The sequence below is a fragment of the Planctomycetota bacterium genome (assembly GCA_039819165.1).
Taxonomy (GTDB): Bacteria; Planctomycetota; Phycisphaerae; order Phycisphaerales; family UBA1924; genus JAHCJI01.
The window spans coordinates 1,409,976-1,432,335 of sequence record JBCBSM010000001.1 but is presented as its reverse complement, the minus strand read 5'-3'; the positions used below and the strand labels follow the sequence as shown (position 1 = coordinate 1,432,335).

The following is a 22,360-nucleotide window of genomic DNA, read 5'->3' as shown; positions in this document are numbered from 1 at the left end:
GGGTGCAGTGTTGGCCGCGTTCGAGCGCTTAGACGCCCACGCGGACGCCCACGGGCTGCGGCGAGGGTGCGTGCGTGGGCTGCACGGTGACGCCCAGGGGGATGCGCTTGCCGTCGGGCCCCTTGGGCGGGATGCCATCGTTGTCGATGATCCGCTGGATGGCCATGATGCCCTCCAGCAGCATCTCGGGCCGGGGCGGACAGCCGGGGATGTATACGTCCACCGGCACGAATTGGTCGATGCCCTGCACCGTGGCGTAGGTGTCGAAGACGCCGCCCGTCGAGGCGCACGCGCCCATCGAGATGACCCACTTGGGCTCGCTGACCTGCTGGTAGATCCGCTGCAGCACCGGCATCATCTTGATGCCGATGCGGCCCGCGACGATCACCAGGTCGCTCTGGCGGGGGCTGAAGCTCATCCGCTCCATGCCGAAGCGGGCGAGGTCGTAGCGGCTGCACGCCGTCGCCATCAGCTCGATGCCGCAGCACGCCGTCGCGAATGGGATCGGCCAGATGCTGCTGCGGCGGGCCCAGTTGATGACCCGCTGGAGCTGCGTGGTCAGGATCGCGTCGGTTGGGAGTGCGGCTTCGATGCCCATGGGTGCCTCGCTGCGATGGTTTGCGGCCGCGTCCGGCCGTCCTCGTGCTATCGCTTGTAATCCGACTTGTAGCCGTCGCCCTTGCGCTTCTTGGATTGCTCCACGGTGAGCCCGCTGAACGGCCGAGACTCGTGCTCGCTGCGGAGCTTTGAGCTGCTCGAGCCCAGCCCGCGGGACTGCACCACCCGCTCGTAGCAGCCGGCCTGGGCGAGCAGCCCGGCTGCTAGGGAGATCCCCGCGCACCATCGGCCGACCCGGATGGATCGGGTTCGATGCGGAGCCGTGCGTGTGGGTCGTCGGTGGGGCATGCCTCGTCCTTTGCCGATTCGGCCGAATCCGGGCCCGAGATCCGTTCTGCAAGCGTAGCGCCGCCCAGCGCCTGCTCGGCCGCCGTCAGGATCTCACCCGATGCCGAATCCTGCCGCTCGCCGATCCTCGCCAGCGTGCGGGCGAGGTCCAGCAGGTCCTTGAGCTGGATGCGGTCGGCCGGCCTGGCGAGGGTGACGCCCTGGATGTCCTCGTCGACCTCGCGGACGAAGCCCGCCTTGGCGAGCACGTCCAATAACCGATCTGCCTGCCGCGCCCGGATGCCCAGCTCACCGGCGACCTCCGCGGTGCTGGCGGCCTTGCCGTCTTGGAATCGGCGGGCGACCACCGCGGCGGCGTCGATCAGCACGCCCGGCCCGCCGAGCACGAGCTGGGGCGTGTCGGTTTCGGCGGCCTCGTCCACGCCGTCCTCGAGCATCTGCACGCCGTAGGCCACCTGCAGGCCGAACAGCACGATGAGCCAGGTGACGTAGATCCAGAGCATGAAGAGCGGCGCGAGCGCCAGCGAGCCGTAGAGCGTCGCATAGGCGCCGGTCGAGGCGAACTCGAGGTACTGCGTGAAGCCCCACTTGCCGGCCTCCCAGCACACCGCGGCGACGAGCGCTCCTGCCGCGGTCGGCCGCAGCCGCAGCCTGCGGTTGGGCAGGATGGAGTAGGCCAGCAGCAGCAGGAGCGTGCTGATGGCGGTGGTGACGCCGAAGGCCGCCACGCCCACGAGCAGTCGGCCCCAGGCGTCGCCGCCATCGGCCAAGGAGTCCACCCAACCCCGGACCTGGATGGTCAGCAGGAAGGTGCCCGCCAGGAAGATGCTGCCCAGCGTCAGCAGCGTCCAGTACTGGGTGATGCGGCGGACCCAGCTGCGGCCGGTCTCGGCGCGGCAGATCTGGTTGAAGGCCCGCTCGATCTCGACGAGCATCGAGAGTGCGGCGTAGATCAGCACGATGCCGCCGATGACGCCGATGGCCGCGAAGCGCACCTGGCCGAGCTTGCCGATGCTCTCCTCGATCTTCGCGTCGAGGTTGGGCGTGCTCGGGGCGTCGGTTGCCCGGGACTCCTCGGGCGCGTCAGCCCCATTTCCCAGCGCGGCCTGGCTGTCGGGGCTCTCGGGCGTGGACGCGGGCGGACCCGCCAGCGGGCCCGTGAACGGCGTCTCGAACGGTCCGACCAGAGGCAGCCCGCCCGAATCGCCCCAGGCCGAGCGCTCTTCGGCGACGTCGGTGCGGATTACCTCCGCGATGCCGCTGTACTCGATGGCCTGCTTCACGAGTGCTGCCAGCTCCGCATCCGAGACGAACGACCGCACGAGCACCAGCGCCACGATGCTCACCGGCAGCAGGCTGAACAGCGTGCGGTAGCTCAGGGCGGCGGCCATCTGCGGCAGCCGCGAGCGGAGCAGACCCCGGAGCGCCAGTCGGCTGACGTACACGGCCCGCGAGATCTCCTCGCGGCTGGGCTGCTGCAACCAGGACCAGCGCTCACCCATGGGCCGCCCTCCGCCCGCGATTGCCAGGCTTGCGGCGCCGCGGCTGGATGAGTCCGACGGCCTCCCGCAGGTTCCGCAGCTCGCTCGGGCGGATGTCCCGCCAGTGGGCGCGGGGCAGACGGCCCAGCTTGACGGGGCCGATGGCGATCCGTTCGAGCTTCCGCACCGGGCAGCCCACCCGGGCGAGCACGCGGCGGACCTCGCGGTTGCGGCCCTCGTGCAGCGTCATCTCCAGGCGGGTGCGGTCGCGGTCCTGCCTGAGCACCCGCACGCCGATGGCCTCGGTCCGCTGGGCGCCCTCGGTGCGGCCCTGTGTCCGGTGGGCCAGCACGACGCCCCGCTTGAGCGCCTTGAGGCGGTCGTCGTCGAGCACGCCGCTGACGAGCACGCGGTAGGTCTTGGGGATCTGGTAGCGGGGGTGGGCCAGGCGGTTGGCCAGCTCGCCGTCGTTGGTGAGGATCAGCAGGCCCGTAGTGTCGTAATCCAGCCGGCCGACCGGGAAAAGCCGGTCGGCTTCGGGGTGCTCGACGAGGTCCATGACCGTGCGGCGGTCCATGCCCGGTTCATCGGCCGCCGTCGTGAGCGTCCGCGGCGGTTTGTTGAAGATGACGGTCGTGGTCTGGTCGGGCACGCGGACGCGGCGGCCGTCCACGCGGATGTCGTCGAGCGCAGGATCGGCCCAGGCGGGCAGGTCGGTGACGATCAGGCCGTTCACCTCGACGCGGCCGGACCGGATGATCTCCTCGCACGCGCGGCGGGAGGCGACGCCGGCGTCGGCGAGCACGCGCTGCAGCCGCTCGCCTCGGGAGCCATCGCGGAGCGTGTTGTCGGTTGCTGTCATCTGGCGGATCGTACGCGAGGCTGGCCCCGGACCGGTTTTGGGATGGTCGCGAGGCGTGTTGGTGCCGCCGCCGGCTCGTAGTATGCTCGCTGGATGACTGCAGGGGCGCGCGGCACGATGCCGATGCCCCAACGTGCTGCGCGCAGCGGAGGTGATGCATGGCCGCCACACCGATCTACGCACCCGGACGCGATCGCCGCAAGGGCTCGACCGCCGAGGAGCCCCCGCCGGAGGCTGCGCCGCGGCGGCCGCGGGAGAAGGGCGCGGGCACGATGGAGGCCAAGGCGGGCGATGCGTTCGTGTCGCCCCGCGTGGTCGATCGCGTGGCCTTCGACGAGTACGCCCAGATGCTCCGCACGCTGCTGGCGACCACCGCCAGCGAGGGCGACAACCTCCGGCGGACGGCGACCGAGGCGAACAAGTCGCTGCGGGCCATCGGCGACCTGCTGCCATCGGTCGACCAGAAGCTCAGCCGCGCGAGCGAGCTGATCCGCCAGATGGACGCCAAGCTCGAAACGATCGAGGCGTCGACGGCGCGGGCCGAGGCCAGCGCCGAGCGGGCGGCTACGGCCGAGCAGCGGATGCAGCAGATGCTCGAGGGCGCCCAGCACCGCGTGTTCGAGGCGGGTGCGGCCGCGGCCCAGGAGGCGGTGCTCCGCATCGAGGAGATCGGCCAGAGCCGCGCGAGCGAGCTGGAGCAGCACGTCGCGCAGGTCGGTACGCTGGTGGAGGAGGGCACCGCCGCGCTGTCCGAGCTGCGGGACGACGGCGTCGCCACCATCTCGAGGCTGCGCAACGACGCGAACGCCGCGGTCGAGGAGACCAGCCAGACCGCGGCATCGGAGGTGTCCCAGGCGGCCCGCGACGCAATCGAGTCGATGGCCCGCCACCGCGATGAGGCCGTGCGGACCGCCGAGGAGCGGGCCGAAGCGGTCCGCAGCGACCTGCTGCAGTTCGCCGACGAGGTGCAGACCAAGACGCACGCCGCGTGCGACGAGTCGCTGGAGGCGGTCCGCGAGACCGCCAGCGCCGCCCGGACCGAGATCGCCGGGGCGCGCACGCAGGCGACGTCCGAGCTGCAGGAGCTCCGCGACACGGCGCACGGCGATCTGGGCGAGCGGGTGTCGGGGCTGACGGGCCGCATCGACGAGCTGGTCGAGGCCGCCGACGTGGCGGCGCGGGACACGGTCTCGCAGGCCGAGGCGCGGCTTGCCGACACGCTGACGGCGCACGAGGCCAAGGCCAAGAGCATCGGCGCCGACGCGACGAAGTACGTCGAGCAGCGCGTCGAGCCCATGGTCGAGAAGGTCCGCCACGAGGCGCGGGCGGCGCTCGAGACGGCGGGCGAGGCTCGGGCGGCGGCGCGGGCGGTGTTCGAGCACGATCTCGACGGCGTTCGCCGGCTGTGCGCCCGGGCCGAGCACATCTTCGAGACCGCAGGCGCTGGTGTGCCCGATCCCTCGCCGCGGACGCTGGCGGCGATCGCGGATCGCGCCGCCGACGCCGCCCAGCGTATGGACGAGACGGCCGAGGCGGGTGATCGCTGCCGGCGACAGGCCGACGAGGCGCGGCGGGCGCTGTCGGAGTCGATCGACTCGATCGCGCAGTGGATGGACCGCGTCATCGAGCAGCGGGACGCGCTGCAGCAATCGATCTCCCGGGCCACCAAGCTCGCCGAGGCGGCCGAGGCCGCGATGGTCGAGCGCCGCAAGGAGATCGAGGAATCGATGCGGGTGCCCGAGGAGGAGGTCCGCCGGCACGCGGAGGGGCTGCGTTCGCTCGTCGAGGACCTGACCAAGGACGTCGACGCGGTGCGGAGCGACGCGGTCCAGGCCGCCAAGGGCGAGCTGGAGAAGCACACCAAGGCGCTCGCGAAGGCCACGCAGGAGGCCGACGCGCTCCGGCAGCGTGCCATCGAGGGCACCCAAGGCGCGCAGGCGGAACTGGAGTCGGCCATCGACGCGATCGCCGACGCCGGCCGCGGCGCCATCGATGCGGTCCTGGATCGCCAGGTCGAGGTGTCCAACGCGATCGCCGAGTCCGAGGGCGACGTGAAGGCCCAGATGGACGCCCTCACCGGGGCGGCCGAGCGGGCGGAGGCCTCGCGGGCGGCGCTGCACGAGGCGGTGCTCGCGGCGCACGCGGCGGCGAGCGAGCTGCAGGCCGAGACCGGCAATTCGCCGGCGGCGGTCGAGAAGCTCAGCCAGCTCGCCAGCGTGGTGGAGGAGCTGGCCGAGGGCGGCGTGCCCGCGGCGCCCAAGTCACGGGCGGCCCGCAAGCCGGCGGCGGCAAAGTCGGCGGCGAGCAAGACGCCCGCCAAGAAGGCCGCCGCCAAGACCGCGCGGGCGTCGGCCGCCGGCACCAAGCCCGCAGCAAAGAAGGCCGCAGCAAAGAAGGCGGCCAGCAAGAAGGTGGCCGCAAAGTCGGCCACGGCAACCCGCTCGCGCCGCGCCCAGCCGACGCCCAGGGCCGTCGCGAGCAAGTCGGCCCCGAAGCGTGCGGCCAAGAAGACCACGAAGAAGGCGGCGCGCGCCTCGTCGGCGCAGGTCGAGGCCAAGCCGGCGTCGTCGCGCACCAAGGCGGCGAAGAAGAAGGCCGGCGGCCGTCGCAAGGCGGCGCGGGCCTAGGCGGGAGATGGTCGTGCGGCGGACGCGGATCGCGGCGGGTCTCGCCGGCGTCGTGGCGGCGAGCGGCGCGGCCGCGCAGGTGCGCTTCGCCGACGCGACCGCGCGGCTCGGGCTGGACGGCATCGAGGCCCAGCACGCCGCCTTCGCGGATCTCGACGCCGACGGCTTCGACGACCTGATCGTGCAGCGGACCCGCGTGTTCCTCAACCGGCCGGCCGGCGGCGGGGCGCGGCGATTCGTCGAGGTGGAGCGGAGCGGGCTGCCCGAGCGGCGGCGGGGCGACATCACGGTGTTCGCCGACGTGGACAACGACGGCATGGCCGACGCGATCGTGTCCCGCTATCTCGACGTGAACAACCCCGACTTCGAGCCGCCGCCCGCGGGCACGCCGCGGGGGCTGGCGTGGCTGCGGGGCAACGGCGACGGCACCTTCGGCGATCCGGTGGGCGCGTTCACGCCCATAGACGCGGCGACGAGGGCGACCGCGTGCGCCATCGCGGTGGCCGACCTGCCGCCCGCCGACGGCCGGCTGGATCTCGTCGTCGGTCATTGGTACGAGCGCTATGGCGGGGGCCTCGCGGGCTTCGCCAGCGACGTGCTCCGCCAGCGCGAAGACGGTGGCTTCGAGCGACTGCCGTGGCCGACCGACGGCGTCGCGTTCGATGGCGAGGCCGACGCGGGCGGGCGGCCGACCTACGGCGTGCTGGTCGCCGACCTGCTAGAGGACTCGCGGAGCGGCGTCGTCCCCGAGATCCTCGAGCTGAACTACGGGCGTCGGTGGAACCGGCTGTGGCGGCCGACCGAGGGCGGTGCGGTGGACGTCGCGGCGTCGGTCAAGCTCGACGGCGACGCGATCCGCCACGGCCGCTATCCGGAATGGCTGAAGGAGCGCGCACGCACGGATCCCAGGTTCGAGCGCGACGACGAGCGGCCCTTCCGCGCCAACGGCAACACCTTCGACGCGGCCGTCGGCGACGTGGACAACGACGGCGACTTCGACGTGCTGCTCACCGAGATCACCCACGGCTGGGCGGGCGAAAGTTCCGACCGCTCGCGGGTGCTGCTGCGGGAGGACGGCTTCGCGGGTCCGCTGTTCGTTGCCCGCGAAGGCCTCTCGCTCGATCGCGTGCCCGCCGACCCGGCCGTCCGCAGCTGGAACCAGGGCGACATCTACGGCGCGCTGGCCGACTTCGACCTGGACGGTCGCCTCGATGTGCTGCTGTGCTCGAGCGACTACCCGGACAACCAGCGGCTGCGGATCTTTGCGCAGCGGAACGGCGGCCTCGTAGACGTGACGAGCTGGTCGGGCATCGACCACATCGGCGCGGGCCAGCCTTCGCTGGCCGACTTCGACGGCGACGGCGATCTCGATATTGTCGTGGGCCAGAGCTTCAACCGCCTGCCGGCGAGCCAGCGGGCGGGCCGGACGCCCCGGCTGCGGATCTTCGAGAACCGGGCCGCCGACGGCGACGCGCGGCGTGGCCTGGTGCTGCGGCTGGTGGGCGCCCCAGAGCGCGGCGTCGCCCGCGACCCGCTGGGCGCCATCGTGCGGGTGACGGCGGTCGTCGGCGGCGAACGCATCACGCAATCGAGGCAGCTCGTCGGCATCGGCGGGCACCAGGGCAAGCAGCACGCGTTCGTCGTGCACGCGGCTCTCGGCGGTGCGCCGGCCGAGCGTGTGGAGATCCTCTGGCCCGGCGCGGACGGCCTGCGGACCACGCTGACGAACGTGCCCGCCGGCACGCACGTCGTCCGGGCGGCCGACGCCAGTCGCTGACGATCGATCGAGGTCGGCGGCCCCAGAAGTAAAACCGCCGAGTGGCCCGGAGGGCTGCACTCGGCGGGGCGGGATGGGGCTGGGTGATGCCGCCGGGCTTCTCGCGTCGCCCGGTCGGGTGGCGTTCGCCTAGCGGTCGGCCAGGATGAGGTCGAGCAGCGAGGCGGAGTTCTGCGCGCCCAGGAAGAAGTCGGTGTCCGACAGCGCGTCGAAGTCGGTCGAGAGGCGACGCAGCGCGTCGGGGATGACGTAGGAGCCGCCACCCGTGGGCGTGGTGCCCGGCGAGTTGGAGGCCAGCACGTCGACGGCGGGCGAGGGGAAGACCCCGGTGGTCGTCCGCAGGCCGAGCAGCTCGCCCACGCGGCGGCCGATGGCGGCGCTGAGCGACTCGGTGAGCTCGGTGACGTCGGACTCGCTGGGGTTGAAGCCCAGCGCGATGAGCTGGGGCACGAAGACGGCAGCCTCGTCCGAGCCGTCGATGTTGAAGGCGTCGGACCGCTCGGAGTAGCCGAAGATCTCCTCGAAGCCCAAATTGAAGCCGCCGATCTCGAAGGCGAAGGGGTTGAAGAAGAAGCCCAGCGGGTCGGCCGAGAAGGTGAAGTTGACCGGGTCGGCGGTATCGGTGACGAAGACGGTCGAGAAGTCCTGGAACTCGAAGTCGCCGGCGTTTTCCGAGAAGGTGACGTCGAAGCCCGCGGACTGGAAGATGGAATTGAGGTTGTCGACGACCTGATCGCGGACGAAGCGATCGACGGGGATGTCGTCGATGGTGCCCGTGAAGCCCAGGGCGGAGCTGCTGTAGGGCAGCAGCTCGGTGATCTGGCCGCCGACCTCGAGCCAATCGATCTCGCCGCCATCGAACTCGATGAGCACGTTCTGCGAGACGGGGATGAGCGCGCCGTCGACCGAATCGTCGGCCGTGCCCGGCGTGCCATCGGGTCCGGCGTTGAAGGTGTAGCGGAAGCGGCCCTGCAGCAGGCGCTCGATGTCGTCGAAGGTGCCGAAGGTGCCATCGGGTCCGGCGAAGGCCTCGACGCCCGGCGCGACGACGCTGCGCTGGACCTCGATCTGGTAGTCGGCGTTGAACACGCCCTGGAGGTAGACCGCGTAGGTGCCGGTCTCGGGCACCTGCGTGACGATGAAGAAGTCGCCGTTCTCGTCGGTGCCGTAGCTGAGGATGTCGTCCTCGGCGAAGACGGCCGGTCCCTCGGCGGCGCTGGGCAGGAACTCGGTGGGCGAGAAGACCAGCTCGCCGTCGGCGACACCGGTGGAGTTGGTGGTGTTGAACAGTGCGAGCTGCACCGAACCGGCGAAGTCCTGCGTGATGGTCTCCAGCGTGCCCGTGAAGCGGCGGCCGCCGAGATCGGCGCCCGTCTCGGACAGCTTGACGGTGATCTCCAGCAGGTCGCCGGCCTGGAGGTTCTGGCGGTTGTTGAGGTGGTAGACGTCGACGTCGGCGGTGATGTCGCCCGGCAGGCCGCGGGCGCCCGGGTTGCCGATGGCCGACTCGATGAGCACGGTGCTCGTGCCGCTGGCGTCCCGCGAGGAGGTCACGCCGTTGCTGTCGGTGCCGGTGACCTCGCCCGTGGCGGCGTCGACGGTGAAGGTGAAGGCGCCCACGGTGATGGAGGCGCGATCATCGGTGGTCCCCAGCGTGCCATCGGCGCCGGCGAAGGCGCTGGCGCTCGGCGCCTCGATCAGGCGGCGGCCGTCGCCCGAGTTGGTCGAGGCGGTGAAGCCCGAGTCGCCGTCGTCGAAGACCTGCAGCGTGAACTCGTAGCTGCCCACGAGGCCCGCCGCCGGCAGGATGTTCTCCACGCCGTCGTCGTCGAAGATGTTCTGGATGGTGCCATTGGTGACCACCAGGAAGAAGGTGCCCGTCTCGGTGATGAGGAAGTCGTTGCCGAAGGTCGTGACGCCCTCGAGCAGCTGGCTGGTGTCGGCCGGCAGGGTGATGCTGGCGGTGTTGAAGCCGAGCTGGCCGAAGCCGTCCTCGTCGAGCAGCAGGATCCCGGCGTTGAAGGCCGAGCCCGTGTTGGCGCCCAGGCGGAGGATCTGGCCGGCCTGCAGCGTGATCGTGTACACGTCCACGTCGCTGGCGAGCGCGAAGGCCTGAGCGTCGCTGTCGGGGTGGTCGCCGAGGAAGCCCTGGAGGGTGAAGGTCGTGTTGATGTCGGGCAGCGCGTCGGGCTGCAGGTTGTCGTCCAGCGCGACGTCCAGGCTGCCCGGGCCGTAGAAGTCCACCCGGCCGGGGCCGAGCAGGCCGCGATCGACGGTGACCACGCCCGGGTTGATCTTGTCGCCCACGTCGCCCACGAAGGCGTCGGCCGAGAAGAAGGTGTCCTCGTCGGCGAAGCCGTCGCCGTCGGCATCGAGGCGGGCGGCCACGTTCTGGGCCTGCACGATGCCGGGGTCGAGCTCGAAGCGGTACAGGCCCGGGGCCGGCAGGCCCGGCAGCAGCGGCAGGTCCCGCTCGGTAACGGTCGTCAGGAAGGTGACCAGCGCGGTGTTGGAGTCGTCGTCGAAATCGAAGAGGTAGTCCACGCCCTCGTTGAGGCGGATGGTGACCACGCCGCCGTCGCGGACCTCGCTGATCAGCAGGCCCTCGCGGACCGAGGCGGCGTCCATGGCCTGGTTGAAGGTGATCGACGCGATGTAGACGCCGCCGTCGAACGCGACGCTGATGTCCTCGACCGTGAAGACGCCCGGCAGGGTGTCCTGCAGGTCGACCGAGAAGTTGAGCAACTCGTCGACCTCGAGGCCGCCCACGGTGACCAGGCCAACCTCGCCGGTCGCGAACACGCCGTAGGACTCCGAGCCGCGGTTCGAACCGACGTCGCTGCCGGCGATGCTGACCGGACCAGTATTCGAGCGGCCTCCCGAGACCAGGTCGTCGCTGGTGCCGAAGAACCCATCGGGGCCCCGCAGCAGGCCGGCGACGACGTCGCTCTCGCGGAAGTTGCCGCCCACGGTCACGGCGCCGATGTTGCCGCCGTTGGTGCTGTCGGCGTCGAGGCCGGTGCCGCCGAAGGAGCCGTCGCGGCCCAGGTCGGCGCCGGCGATGATCGAGGTATCGAACACCGAGCCGGGCACGGTGACGCCGGCGATGCCGTTGGCCGCCGAGATCCGCGACCGCATGATGTTCGACGAGTTCACCTGGCCGATGCCGTCGCCCGAGCGGATGCGGCTATCGGAGATGCCGCCGGCGACCGAGAGCGCACCCTGGATGCCGTTGTCGGCGCTGATGACCGCCCGCATGCCGCCGCCGACCTCGATGCCGGCGGTGCCGAAGATGGTGATGGTCGGGGTCGTGAACTCGCCCGGCCGCTGCGGCGTCTCGCCGCCCAGATCGCCCGTGACGACGAGGTTGCGGAGGAAGACGGCCCGGATCTCGCCCTCGGTGAGCAGCGAGCCGGGGTTCTCGGCGGTGCCGGTCTGCAGCAGCTGGATGTCGTTGCCGACGAAGATGTCGCCGGTGCCGAAGAAGCCGTCGACGACGATCTCGTTGGCGAAGCCGTCGATGATGATGTCCGAGTCGCCGAACAGCACGGCGTCGACGTCGATGCGGCCGATCGAGGCGTCGTCGTTGGTGATGATGTCGAAGTCCTCGAGCGCGCCGGTGCTGACGTTGGAGATCTGCACCGTCGAGGCGATGCTGGTGCTCACCAGCAGCAGGCGGCCCTGGGCGGCATCCCAGATGGCGGTGCCGGGACCCGAGAAGGTGATGGTGCCCGTGGCGACGCCGCGGGTAAACTCGAAGGCCTCGCCCGCGGTGAGCACGGTGCCCAGCGAGGCGAAGTCGAAGGTGGACTGGTCGGCGACGAAGCCGATCGTCGCGAGCGCGCCGCCCGCGACCGGGGTCGCCTGGCCGCCCGTGGTGATGCCGGCGGTGGCGTTGGGCAGGCCCGTGTCGGTGTGGGCGCTGACGTTGGTGACGGCGCCGCCCACGGTGACGGTCTGGATGATCGAGATGCCCATCGCGTGGAGGTCGTCGGCGGTGTTGTAGATGCCGTCGGCGCCCGCCACGATGCCCGAAGCGATGGCGACGTTGGTCGCGTCACCGCCTGCCGAGACGGTCCGCACGCGACCCGACTTGACGGCGTCGGCGTTGTCGCCCGTGCCGCCCGCGCGGCCGTCGGCGCCCAGGTCGAAGATGCCCGCGCCGATGAAGGCGTTGCTGATGCTGCCGGTGGCCTCGACCAGGAAGATCGAGTTGCCGGCGACGATCTGCGTGCCGAAGCCCGAGGTCGAGCCGTCGTTCTGGATGTTGCCCGTGACGCGGATGCCGCCGATGGCGTCGTTGGCGAAGATCAGCGTCTCGAAGATCGAGCCGTTGGTCAGCAGGATGTTGCCCACGTCCTCGCCGGCGGTGATCCGCGGGCCGTCGAAGGCGATGCTGACGCCCACGCCCGGGGGCAGCTGGTTGCGGAGGCTGGTCGCCGCCGCGAAGCTCGACAGCTCGGGGTTGACGCCGATGTCGCCGAAGACGCCATCCTCGGAGCCGTTGAGGGTGATGTTGAAGATGACGCGGTCGGCGTGGACGTCGCCCAGCAGATGACCGCTGTTGATGACCAGATTGTTGATGCTGGAGTTGAAGGCCGACACGCTGGCCTGCGGCAGCAGCGAGCCGTTGTTGATGATGACATCGCCGATGCCGCCCGAGTGGCTGATGATGCTGCCGCCGAAGTCGCCGTTGATGGTGACTAGGCCGATGTTGCCGAAGGCCTCGATGGTGCCAGTGGGGATCTGGTTGTTGCCCGGCAGGCCCGGCAGGCCGCCGATGACGATGGGGCCGGTGACGTTGTCACCCACCCGCAGGTCGGAATACAGGCCGCCGCCCGAGATGTCGGCGCCCGCGAGGTCGCCGCGGACGAGGAAGACCGTCGGGTTGTCGATGGCGCCGAGGTTGCGGCCGACATCGAGGCTCGTCAGCGTGCCGCTGATGTCGGTCTCGAGGAGGATGTCGCGGGAGGCGACCAGGGCGTCGACGTTGCCGCGGGCGGTCCGCGTGATCAGGCTGCCCTTGAGGTCGCCCTCGGTCGCCTCGACGAGCGCGATGGGGCCGGTGGCCAGGATGGCGCCGTCGAACAGCGTGCGGACCTGGAGCAGGTCGAGGCGGCCGTCCGGACCCGTAATGCTGATGGCCGTGCCCGTGATCTCGTCGGCGACCAGGCTGGCCAGCGGACCCGAGACGCTGATCTCCGAGGCGCGGATGGCTCCGACGACCTCGAAGTCCACGATCTGGCCCGTGCTGATCTGCGTGGAGCGGATTTCTTCGGCGTCGAAGTTGTTGATGGTGCCCGCGACGCCGATGTCGGAACGCTGCACGAGCCGCGCGTCGATGCCGTTCTCGATCTCGCCGGAGATGTTGAACGTGGTGTCCGAGAGGACGCCCGCGAACGGACCCGCCGAACTGCCGTCGCCGAGGATGATGTCATCCACGTCGCCGTCGATCAAGAAGAGCGAGCGGAACAGCTCGCGGGCGGTGCCGCCGGCGGTGCTGTTGATGATGTTGGCGGCCTGGATCAGGCGGAGATCGCCGGCCGAGTCGAGCTGGACGGCATCGAGATCCCCATCGATGTTGATCTCGTCGTAGGACCCCGCGGAGATCTGCGTGCGGAAGATCCGCGTACCGTCGGTGCCGATGATGTTCTGGACCTCGCCCGTGCGGAGGAAGTCGTCGCCGTAGTTGATCGAGAGCCAGAAGACGTCGAGGTTGTTGGCGCCGATGAACGCATCGGTGATGAGCGTGTTGCTCAGGTCGAGATCGATGATGCCGTTGTCGCCGCCGAAGCCGCCCTCGGCGACCGCGTTGCCGGCGATGATGTTCGCGGCGATCACCGCGTCCTCGGCGATCAGCTGGATGATGTCGTCGGCGGCGAAGATGCCCGACGTCGACAGCGAGTTCTGGGTGGGGGCCACGACGCCGTCGCCCACGTCGATGGAGTTGATGTCGCCGGCGTAGATCGTGCCGAAGATGCCGTCGAAGCCACTCGCCGAGGTGATGTCGTCGTCATCCACGTTGAGTTGCGTCAGCGTCGCGGTCGGCGCGAGGATGATGTCGCCCACCGAGCCCTCGACCGAGACCAGGGCGACGTTGCCGCCGCGGACGAACAGGCCGTCGAGGTACGGGTCCAGCGGCGAGCCGAGATCGCTCAGGTAGCCGTTGCCGGCGTCGTAGTTGGTATCGCCGATGGGGCGGTAGAGCTGGCCGTTCCAGTCCGGCTCGATCGTCGCCGCGATGATCTGGAAGGTCTCGGGGCCCAGGATGCCCTGGATGCCGCTGCCATTGATGCCGTAGAACGGCGAGATGCGGGTCGGGCCGAAGGCCGACACCTGGGTGCGGCCCAGATCGCCCTCGATGTCGACGGTGTTGATGCCCGCCACGTCGATGGCGACGATGTCACCGCCGGGCGTCTGGTTGGTGATCGAGTCGAACGCGCCGCCGCCGGTCTGGACGATCTGCCAGACGTCGATCTGCACGTCGCCGGTGATGTTGATGTCCGACTGGCCGTCGGCGTTCTGCACGTCAATGCGGCCGATGCTGATGACGTCGTCGGCGGTGCCGTCCACGCCGTTGATGGTCAGCGTGCGGCCGCCCGAGAGGTCGACCTCGATGGTGCCCAGGGCCACGCCGTCCGAGCCATCGATGGCGATGAAGCGGATGAATCCGACGTTCGTGCCCGGTGCGCCGCCGCCACTCACGGTAATCGTGAACGTGCCGCCGGCGTCGTCGACGAGTTCGATGGTCTCGCCGATCAGCAGGTCGAGGCCCGCGCGGGCCGAGGCCTGCGACACGATGCGGGGCGTGTCGAAGAAGCGCAGGTCGCTGCCCGCTCCCAGATCAAGGTTGACGGCGTTGCCGAAGGTGCCGCCGTCGATGCCCAGGAAGATCTGCTCGGGATCGAAGGCCACGTCCTGCACGATGACGAAGCCGCCGATCGTCGAGCCCGGCGACGTGACGATGTTGACCGTGTCGGCGCCCACGTGCGATCCGACGCGGATGAAGCCGATGTCGCCCGCGCCGCCGCCGAGGCCCGTGCGGAACGAGATCGAGCTGGGTGCGCCCACGCCGGGGATCGGCAGGGTATCGACGTCCTGGTCGATGCCCAGGCCGCCGGCGATGTCGAGGAAGCCGATGCTGCCCGAGACGTTGAAGGTCAGGGCGGGGCCGGCGAGCACGTCGCCCTCGTTGGGGTTGACGCCGATGATCGGCGACTGGCCCGTGATGAGGTAGCCCAGGTTGCCGCCGATCTGGAAGGTCAGCGGCTCGGCGGTGGTCTCGATGTCCGAGCCGGCATAGATCTCGAACAGGTCGCCGCCGGTGATGGTGTAGCTGCCCGCGGCCAGGTTGGCCCGCTCGTCGGGCGCATCGCCCGTTGCGGTGCCCTCGTCGGTGAAGTTGATCGCCTCGTCGGCGCTCACCTGGCCGCCACCGCTGGAGGAATAGCCCGTGCCCGCGCGGATGGAGCCCATCGCGCCCGAGAGCACGTTGAGCGACATCGAGCCGCTCGTGGTCGAGACGCCGGGCTCGAAGGCGACCGCCGGGGTGCCGAGGCCCGAGCCGGTGCGGTAGGTGCCCAGCGTGACGGGCGCCAGGCCGCTGATGTTGAGCGCGTAGAAGAAGCCGCCCGCGAGATCGCCCTCGGGCGCATCGGAGATGACGATGTAGTACACGCCCGCGTACTCGGGGGTGTATTCGAGGAAGTAGCGGCCGGTGTTGATCAGCGTCTCGTCGTTCGCCACGGCGGCGACCTGCCGGCCCCGCGCATCGACGATCCGGATCTCCCATGCCGGCGAGGTGGTGCTGGCCTCGATGATGACCGGCCGGGTGCCGTCCAGCGCGATCGCGTAGACGTCCACCGCGTCCTCGGCGGTGTTGACCGGGTCGCCGTAGCCGATGTCGCCGATGACCTGGACCTGGCTGCCGGCGTTGCCGATGAACTCGGCGCTGCCGATCGAATCGTTGCGGAAGTAGCTCCCGCCGGTAATGGGCGCCTGGTCGAACCGTGCGACGGGGCTGATGGTGTTGGAGATCGCCGCCTCGGCCCGGCCGATCGCGCCGCCGAAGAGCAGCGCCTCGATGGTCGTGCGGGTGTCGACGTCGCCATCGGTATCGATGCCCAGCGGGAACTCGAGCTCGAAGTAGGTGATGATGTCGCCCGCGGGGCGGGTGGCGGGCGAGCTCAGGTCGCCGACCACGGTGGTGTCCAGCAGCGAGCGGCCGGCGATGTGGACCTGGCCCAGCGTGCGCTCGACGATGAGCTGGCCGCCGGTCTTGGTGATGTCGTTGGTGTCGTCGGGCACCCAGTGGCCCGCCTCGGATCCGGCGACGAAGGTCCCCAGGTCGCCCTTGACCGTGACCGAGCCGTACACCGGCATGAACGCCAGGCGGTCGACCGGGCCGTTGAATACCGAGTTGCCGAACAGCATGCCGTGCAGCATCACGCTGCCGAGCGGCTGGGTGCCCAGCGCGAAGATGCCCTGATCGGGGTCCACGAAGTTCCGCGTCGCGGGCAGGCCCGCCGGGTTGTATGACGCCTGCGAGGTGTTGTCGCGGAAGTACGGGGAGCCGAGCGCGACCGAGCCCGCGGCCGGCGGGAGGCCGTCGACCTCGCCGTCGCCATCGGGCACGAGCCGGAAGCCGAAGCCGGCCTCTTCGAACTGATCACCGAAGCCCAGCAGGTCCTGGACGCCGACGAAGTTGAAGCCGCCCTGCGAGAAGTCGGCGTCGGGGTCCGGGTCGCCGGCCTCGATCGTGCCGCCGAAGATGGTCAGCGTCGTCGCGGCGTCGTAGTTGCTCAGGATGATGCGGCCGATGCCATCGTTGAAGTCCGGCACGCCGTTATCGTCTCGATCGACGATCGGGAGCTCCAGGTCGGCATCCGGGATGCCGACGGCGATGGTCTGGATGATCGGTCGACCGTAGAGGTCGAAGAACTCGGCGGTGGTGCCCGGCAAGCCGGCCAGGGTGACCTCGACGCCGAAGATGCGTCCCTCGATCAGGTCGGCAAAGTTGCCCGGCGGGACGTTTGCGGCGTAATTGTCGAACTGGAAGGCGGCGCTCGGGCCGCCGATCGACACGAACTGGATCGAGTCGAACGCCGGCGAGGCCTCGCCCGACAGGATCGGCGACGCGGCGAACAGGAAGGTGCCCACGCCCGAGCCCGACACGCCGCCCTGGCGGAAGGCCTCGAGCTCGGCGACGCCCTCGAAGGACTCGACGACCTGGCCCTGGAACAACAGGTTGACCCGGGTGTTCTGCAGGTCGAGCCCCTGCGTCGAGCCCGGCGCGGCGAAGAAGTCGAGCTGCACGCTGCGGACGGCGCGGATCAGGTCGGTGCGGTCCTCCGAGGCTACCAGCGAGAGCGTGAACTGCTCGCCCTCCTGGAGCAGCACCTGCACGCGGGCCTCGTCGCTCTGGCTCGGGTCCACGCCCGGCGGCGACACGAGCTGGATGTCGGCCGACGGCGTGATGTTGTGCTGGATGAACAGGTTCGAGCCGTCGAAGACGGTCTGCGAGATCACGGGCGTGCCGTTGCCGCCCTCCTCGTCGAAGTCCTCGTCGACGAGCTCGTCGTCGTCGTCGCCGATGTCATCGGGGAACTGCAGGTAGGGAATCGTGTAGCCGAAGTAGGCCGTCGCGATGCCCACGCCCGTGGTGGGGTCCACCGACGACGGGTCGACGGTCAGGGCGAAGAGCAGCTGCCGCGGCTCGAGCGGCTCGACGTCGGGCCGCTGGGCCCGTCCGGCGAGATCGGCCAAGCGGGAGGCCGCGCCGTGCGCGTCCTGCTTCTTGAGGCCGGAGCGTTGGCGAACGTACGGGCGGGTCGTCGAACGGCGGTTGGGCTTCATGACCGCTCCTCGCTGGCTCTATGCGACACCGTGCTGCACGGTGCATCTTCGGGGCATCGATGCCGGCCGGGGTGGGCCGGGGCCGGCATGGTTGGTCGCTCCGGCGGGCGGATCGACCCGTCGCCGCCCGCGGGCTGCGGGCGAGCGCGTCACACGCTCGGGCGAGCGTGGGTGGCGGACCGGGCACCGTGCCAGGGGCCGCCGGGTGGGTACGAAGCAGGTCTCACGTCCTCGCGCTGGTGGGGCCGCACCCCGCCGCCTCCAGCGTCCGCAAGCATATCAGGAAGGTCCGCCACAGGCTAGACAAATCCTGCTGCTCGGTAGCTGCGTCATCGATTGCTCCCAGTCCGCGGGCGCCTACGCAATGCCGGCCGGCGTCGGCCGCACCGCGGGGCTGCCTCGGGCATCTGTGTGTCCGGGTGCTCTCGCGCGGCTCGCGAGCCGGACATCGGCGTGCTGCCGGCTTATTGCGGCCTGCTTCTCAGGCCGGCATGCGGGGGCCGGCTCTGTGGGGTGCCGCCCGGATCCAGCCGGACGACGCTCCGGGCAGACCGTACGCGGCCGGTGCGCGGCGGGTTGCAGCCAACGCGGCCGATAGGCGGCGGCACAGGGGATCCAACCGGTGGAGCCCGGCCAATCCGACGCGGCCGCGGGCCGCCGTCGCTTGCTTTCTCCGATGCCGGCCTGCTGCGGGTCGATCAAGCCCGCGAACCAGCCCGGGATACCGGGACGGTTCGTGGTCGCAGCGGACGCCGGGAGGTACCTTATCGGCGTCGGGGGATGCAAGCCGTGGACGGCCAGATGGGCTCGACGGACATCCTGATGCAGGCCCTCGCGGCCGCACGCTCGCCGGAGGCCGCCGGCGTGCTGGTGGTTGTCGGGCTGATGCTGTGGGCCGCCGGCGCGCGTGCCGTGAGCATCGCCCTCGCCGCCGTCGGCGGTTCGCTGGGCCTCGCCGGCGGGCTGTGGGCCTCCCGGCACCTGCCCATCGAGGACGTCGCCGGCGTGCCCTCGGCGTTGCTCGCCGCCTCGGTCGGGGCCGCCATCGGCGTGATCGCGGCCCTGGCGGCGATGCGGGCCATCGTGTGCCTCGTGGCAGGCAGCGTCGCGTCCGCGCTGGTCGCCGCCGGCATCCTCGTGGCGCTGGGGCTTGGGTTCGAGCCCCTGGTGGCTCATCAGCCTGCCGACGGCACGCCCATCCAGGCCACCGCCGCCGATGCCATCCAGGCCGCCTCGCCGCTCGTGGACCTCGATCCCGCCGCCGCCATGACTCTGGACGCTTCGGCCGCGGCCGAGGAGGGCCTGCGCGACCTGTGGGGCCAGATCCCCGAGGACATCCGCGGCTATGCGCTGCTCGCGATCGTCGCGGCCGGCATCGGAGGCGCGGTCGTGGGGGCGTCGTCGCCCGGCCGGATCAACGCCGCCGCGACGGCCTTCTTCGGCGCTGCTCTCTGGCCGCTGGGCACAGGACTGCTGCTCTCGGCTCGCGGCGAATCGATGGATCTTGACGCCGTGCGGCCCGAGGTGCTGGCGGCCGGCTGGCTCGTGCTGGGCGTCGCGGGCGTCGCCATCCAGCGCTTCGTGCTCCGCCGGCTCGACGACAGCTAGCGGCCGCGCTCGTCGACCGCCGCGACGCGGGCATCGCCGGGCTCGCTTCCGTCGGCCTGCTGCACGGGCGGGACGTAGGCGGCCGACGCCTCGGCGGCGCTCGCCATCAGCCTCGCCGACAGCGCCAGCGCGATCACACCGAACGCCGACGCGGCCGCGACCGCCAGACGCTGGGCCCGCTGCGGGTGCCACGAGATTCCGTCGTCCCCGCCCTCGGGGGCATCGATGATGGCGGCCTTGACGATGCGGAGGTAGTAGAACGCGGCGATCGCCGAATTGACGCCCAGGATCACGACCAGCGTGATCTCGCCCGCCGCGATGCCCGAGGTGAACAGCGGCAGCTTCGCCAGGAAGCCCAGCAGCGGCGGAAAGCCCAGCAGGCTGAGCGCCACGATCCCCAGCAGCACGCCGAGCAGCGGCTCGCGCTTCCACAGGCCGCGGAGCTCCTCGAAGCTCTCGATCTCGCGGGGCTCGCCACGGTCGGCCGCCCGCCGCTCCAGGCAGGCCAGCACCGCGAAGGCGCCGGTGTTCATCACGCCGTAGGCCGCCAGGTAGAAGACCACCGCCGACACGCCGCTCGTAGCGAAGGTGCCGTCGCCCGGGCCCGCGAGCAGCCCGACGAGCATGTAGCCCGAGTGGGCGATCGACGAGTAGGCCAGCATCCGCTTGATCGAGTGCTGCACGATCGCAAGCACGTTGCCGACGGTCATCGTGACGGCCGCCATCACCCACAGCAGGATGCGGACGGCCTCGGGCAGCCCGCCCGCCTCGCCGCCCTGGTTCCAGCCCACCGTTGCGCACACCAGCAGCAGCGCCAGGAAGCCCGCGGTCTTGGGCACGAACGCGAGGAAGGCCGTCACCGGCGACGCCGCGCCCTGGTAGACGTCCGCCGTGTAGAAGTGCATGGGCACGGCCGCGATCTTGAAGCCCAGCCCCGCGATCGAGATCAGGATGCCCGCCATCGCGACGGAGTTGATGCCGTTGGCCGCGAAGAAGGCCGCCATCTCGGGCAGGTGGGCCGTGCCCGTGCCGCCGTAGAGCAGCACGAAGCCCATCAGGAACGTGGCCGCCCCCAGCGCCCCCAGAAAGAAGTACTTGACCGCCGCCTCTTGCGCACGGTCTCGCGAGGACGACATCGCGACCATCACGTAGGTCGGCAGGCTGGTGAGCTCGAGCGCCAGGAACAGCCAGATCAGGTCGTCGGCCGATGCGCACAGCATCAGGCCCGTCAGGGAGAACAGCGTCAGGGCGTAGTACTCCGCCCGGTTCATCCGCAGCGGGCGGTAGGGGCCGCCGGCGGCGACCAAGGCCTCCTCGCGGCGATCGATCAGCCCCGCCTGCAGCAGCAGCAGCAGCAGGCCCACGGCCGCGATGGCGACCTTCGCGAAGCTCGGCAGCATCGGCAGCACCGAGTCGGTTGCCTGCGCGGCATCCGGCCCGCCGCCCAGCGCCAGCGCCAGCGCGCCCGCCACGCCCATGCCGATCATCGATGCCGGCAGGCACAGGATCCTCGACTTCTTGTTCGGCGAGAGCCCGAGCACCAGCACAATGCACGTCGTCGCGAACAGGACGATCTCGGGCCAGATCAGCGCAATCTTGTCGGCCATGCCGCTCAGCCCTCCCCGTCCGGCTCGGCGAGCGTTGCGGGCGCCTCGGCGAGGGCCTCGGCGTGCGCCTCCAGGCGATCCTCGTACTGCGCTAGCGTCTGGCCCACGGAGGGTTCGATGGCCTCGATCAGCGGCGTGGGGTACACGCCCAGCACCAGGCAGCCGACGCCCAGCACGCTCAGCAGCCCGATCTCGCGGGCGTTCAGGTCGGTCGGCAGTGCGCCGTGATCGTGCCCGTGGCCATCGTGGCCCTTCGGCTCGCGGAGGGTGCCGAAGACCACGCGGCCGGTCATGTACAGCAGGTAGATCGCCGCCACGATGACGCCCGTGCCGGCGGCGAGCGCGAACCAGGGGCCGAGCGTGCCGCCCTCGGCGCCGATGCGGCCCTCGCTCGTCCAGGCCGCATTGCTCTGGAACGTGCCGATGATGCACATGAACTCGCTGACGAAGCCGTTGAGGCCCGGCAGGCCCACCGAGGCCATCACGAAGAACACCATGAAGGACGACCAGATGGGCATCTTGCCCGCCAGACCACCCAGCTCGTCCATCGAGCGGGTGTGGTAGCGTTCGTAGATCATGCCGATGCACAGGAACAGGGCGCCGGTCGACAGCCCGTGGTTGATCATGTACAGCACCGAGCCGGTGAGCCCGACGTTGTTGAGCGCCACCAGCCCGAGCACGCAGAAGCCCAGGTGGCTCACCGACGAATAGGCTACCAGCTTCTTCACGTCCTTCTGGAGCCAGCAGATCAGGCCGGCGTACACGATGCCGATGATGCTCAGCGCCGCGATGATGGCCGCGTACTCGATGACGGCGTCGGGCACGAATCCCAGCACGAAGCGGAAGATGCCGTAGGTGCCCAGCTTCAGCAGCACGCCCGCCAGGATGACCGAGCCGGCGGTGGGGGCCTCCGTGTGCGCCAGCGGTAGCCACGTGTGGAACGGGAATAGCGGCACCTTGACGGCGAAGCCCAGCAGCAGCGCGACCATCACCAGCGCCTGCACGTCCAGCGGCATCGTCGATGCCGTCGCCGCCAGCTCGGCGATCTCCATCGTCCACTGGCCCGTCAGGCTGCGGTGGTGGAAGACGACATACACCAGGCCCGCGAGCGCGACGATCGAGCCCGTAAAGGTGTACAGGAAGAACTTGGTCGCCGCACGCCGCCGGTTCGCCGAGCCGAACAGGTTGATCAACACGTACATGGGCAGCAGCGTGAACTCGAAGCACACGTAGAAGAAGACGAGGTCGGTCGCCGCGAAGACGCCGGTCATCGCCGCCTGCAGGCCCACGAGCCAGCCGTAGAAGGTCTTCTGGTTCTCCTGGATCGCGCTGTAGCTGCCGATGACGCAGATCGGTCCCAGCAGCACGGTGAGCGCGATCAGCAGCAGCGCCACGCCGTCGACGCCCACGCCGAACTCCAGGCCGAGCTGCGGCACCCAGGGCACCGAGCCGACGAACTGCAGGCCGGGGCTGGCGAAATCGAACCGCACGAGCGCGATCACCATCGGGATGATCGGCAGAAGCGTGCCGATGGTCGCGATGCCGCGGGCGTGCTGCCGCGGCGATACGCCGATGCCCACCGCGAACACCAGCGGCAGCAGGATCAGCAGGAAGAGCATCGCCGAGTCCATCGCGAA

General features: G+C 70.5%; 10 protein-coding genes. 3 read left to right on the top strand and 7 right to left on the bottom strand.

Going from position 1 to position 22,360, the window contains the following annotated elements; all coding sequences use genetic code 11:
* Window positions 1-28 precede the first annotated feature (28 nt).
* From nuoB to AAFX79_06190, 4 genes are read right to left on the bottom strand one after another with little or no spacing between them, the layout of a single operon-like run.
* Window positions 29-598 carry an NADH-quinone oxidoreductase subunit NuoB gene (gene nuoB / locus AAFX79_06205; GenBank protein ID MEO1008138.1) on the bottom strand — a complete coding sequence of 190 codons (570 nt, stop codon included), beginning with the start codon at window positions 596-598 and terminating at the stop codon, window positions 29-31.
* A 47-nt stretch (window positions 599-645) separates the two neighbouring features.
* Entirely contained in the window at window positions 646-780 is a 135-nt protein-coding gene (locus AAFX79_06200) for a hypothetical protein (GenBank protein MEO1008137.1), read from the bottom strand.
* A 41-nt stretch (window positions 781-821) separates the two neighbouring features.
* Complete coding sequence (locus tag AAFX79_06195; GenBank protein MEO1008136.1) at window positions 822-2,408, bottom strand: YhjD/YihY/BrkB family envelope integrity protein; 1,587 nt, start codon at window positions 2,406-2,408, stop codon at window positions 822-824.
* Window positions 2,401-3,249 carry a pseudouridine synthase gene (locus AAFX79_06190; GenBank protein ID MEO1008135.1) on the bottom strand — a complete coding sequence of 283 codons (849 nt, stop codon included), beginning with the start codon at window positions 3,247-3,249 and terminating at the stop codon, window positions 2,401-2,403. Before AAFX79_06190 ends, AAFX79_06195 begins: the two co-directional genes overlap by 8 nt.
* 158 nt (window positions 3,250-3,407) lie before the next feature.
* Between AAFX79_06190 and AAFX79_06185 the strand changes: the two genes are divergently transcribed.
* Window positions 3,408-5,876: a hypothetical protein gene (locus AAFX79_06185; GenBank protein ID MEO1008134.1), complete on the top strand. Its 2,469-nt coding sequence runs from the start codon at window positions 3,408-3,410 to the stop codon at window positions 5,874-5,876.
* Window positions 5,877-5,889: 13 nt separating this feature from the next.
* A complete protein-coding gene (locus AAFX79_06180) occupies window positions 5,890-7,653 on the top strand; it encodes a VCBS repeat-containing protein (protein ID MEO1008133.1) in 1,764 nt (587 codons plus the stop codon).
* Between the two features lie 129 nt (window positions 7,654-7,782).
* Here AAFX79_06180 and AAFX79_06175 read toward each other — a convergent pair whose 3' ends face one another.
* Window positions 7,783-17,508 carry a hypothetical protein gene (locus tag AAFX79_06175; GenBank protein ID MEO1008132.1) on the bottom strand — a complete coding sequence of 3,242 codons (9,726 nt, stop codon included), beginning with the start codon at window positions 17,506-17,508 and terminating at the stop codon, window positions 7,783-7,785.
* Window positions 17,509-18,297: 789 nt separating this feature from the next.
* Here AAFX79_06175 and AAFX79_06170 point away from each other — a divergent pair.
* Complete coding sequence (locus AAFX79_06170) at window positions 18,298-19,116, top strand: hypothetical protein (GenBank protein ID MEO1008131.1); 819 nt, start codon at window positions 18,298-18,300, stop codon at window positions 19,114-19,116.
* Here the strand turns inward: AAFX79_06170 and AAFX79_06165 are convergent.
* Both AAFX79_06165 and AAFX79_06160 read right to left on the bottom strand, forming a co-directional pair.
* Complete coding sequence (locus AAFX79_06165) at window positions 19,113-20,723, bottom strand: NADH-quinone oxidoreductase subunit N (GenBank protein ID MEO1008130.1); 1,611 nt, start codon at window positions 20,721-20,723, stop codon at window positions 19,113-19,115. The two genes, AAFX79_06170 and AAFX79_06165, sit on opposite strands and share 4 nt — an antisense overlap.
* 5 nt (window positions 20,724-20,728) lie before the next feature.
* Window positions 20,729-22,354, bottom strand: a complete 1,626-nt coding sequence (locus AAFX79_06160) for an NADH-quinone oxidoreductase subunit M (protein ID MEO1008129.1) — start codon at window positions 22,352-22,354, stop codon at window positions 20,729-20,731.
* Between the last annotated feature and the right edge of the window lie 6 nt (window positions 22,355-22,360).

What these genes read in the sequence shown, in the direction of transcription:
- nuoB (MEO1008138.1), bottom strand. Translation starts at nt 598, where the DNA reads ATGGGCATCGAAGCCGCACTCCCAACCGACGCGATCCTGACCACGCAG.
- AAFX79_06195 (MEO1008136.1), bottom strand. Translation starts at nt 2,408, where the DNA reads ATGGGTGAGCGCTGGTCCTGGTTGCAGCAGCCCAGCCGCGAGGAGATC.
- AAFX79_06190 (MEO1008135.1), bottom strand. Translation starts at nt 3,249, where the DNA reads ATGACAGCAACCGACAACACGCTCCGCGATGGCTCCCGAGGCGAGCGG.
- AAFX79_06185 (MEO1008134.1), top strand. Translation starts at nt 3,408, where the DNA reads ATGGCCGCCACACCGATCTACGCACCCGGACGCGATCGCCGCAAGGGC.
- AAFX79_06175 (MEO1008132.1), bottom strand. Translation starts at nt 17,508, where the DNA reads ATGAAGCCCAACCGCCGTTCGACGACCCGCCCGTACGTTCGCCAACGC.
- AAFX79_06165 (MEO1008130.1), bottom strand. Translation starts at nt 20,723, where the DNA reads ATGGCCGACAAGATTGCGCTGATCTGGCCCGAGATCGTCCTGTTCGCG.
- AAFX79_06160 (MEO1008129.1), bottom strand. Translation starts at nt 22,354, where the DNA reads ATGGACTCGGCGATGCTCTTCCTGCTGATCCTGCTGCCGCTGGTGTTC.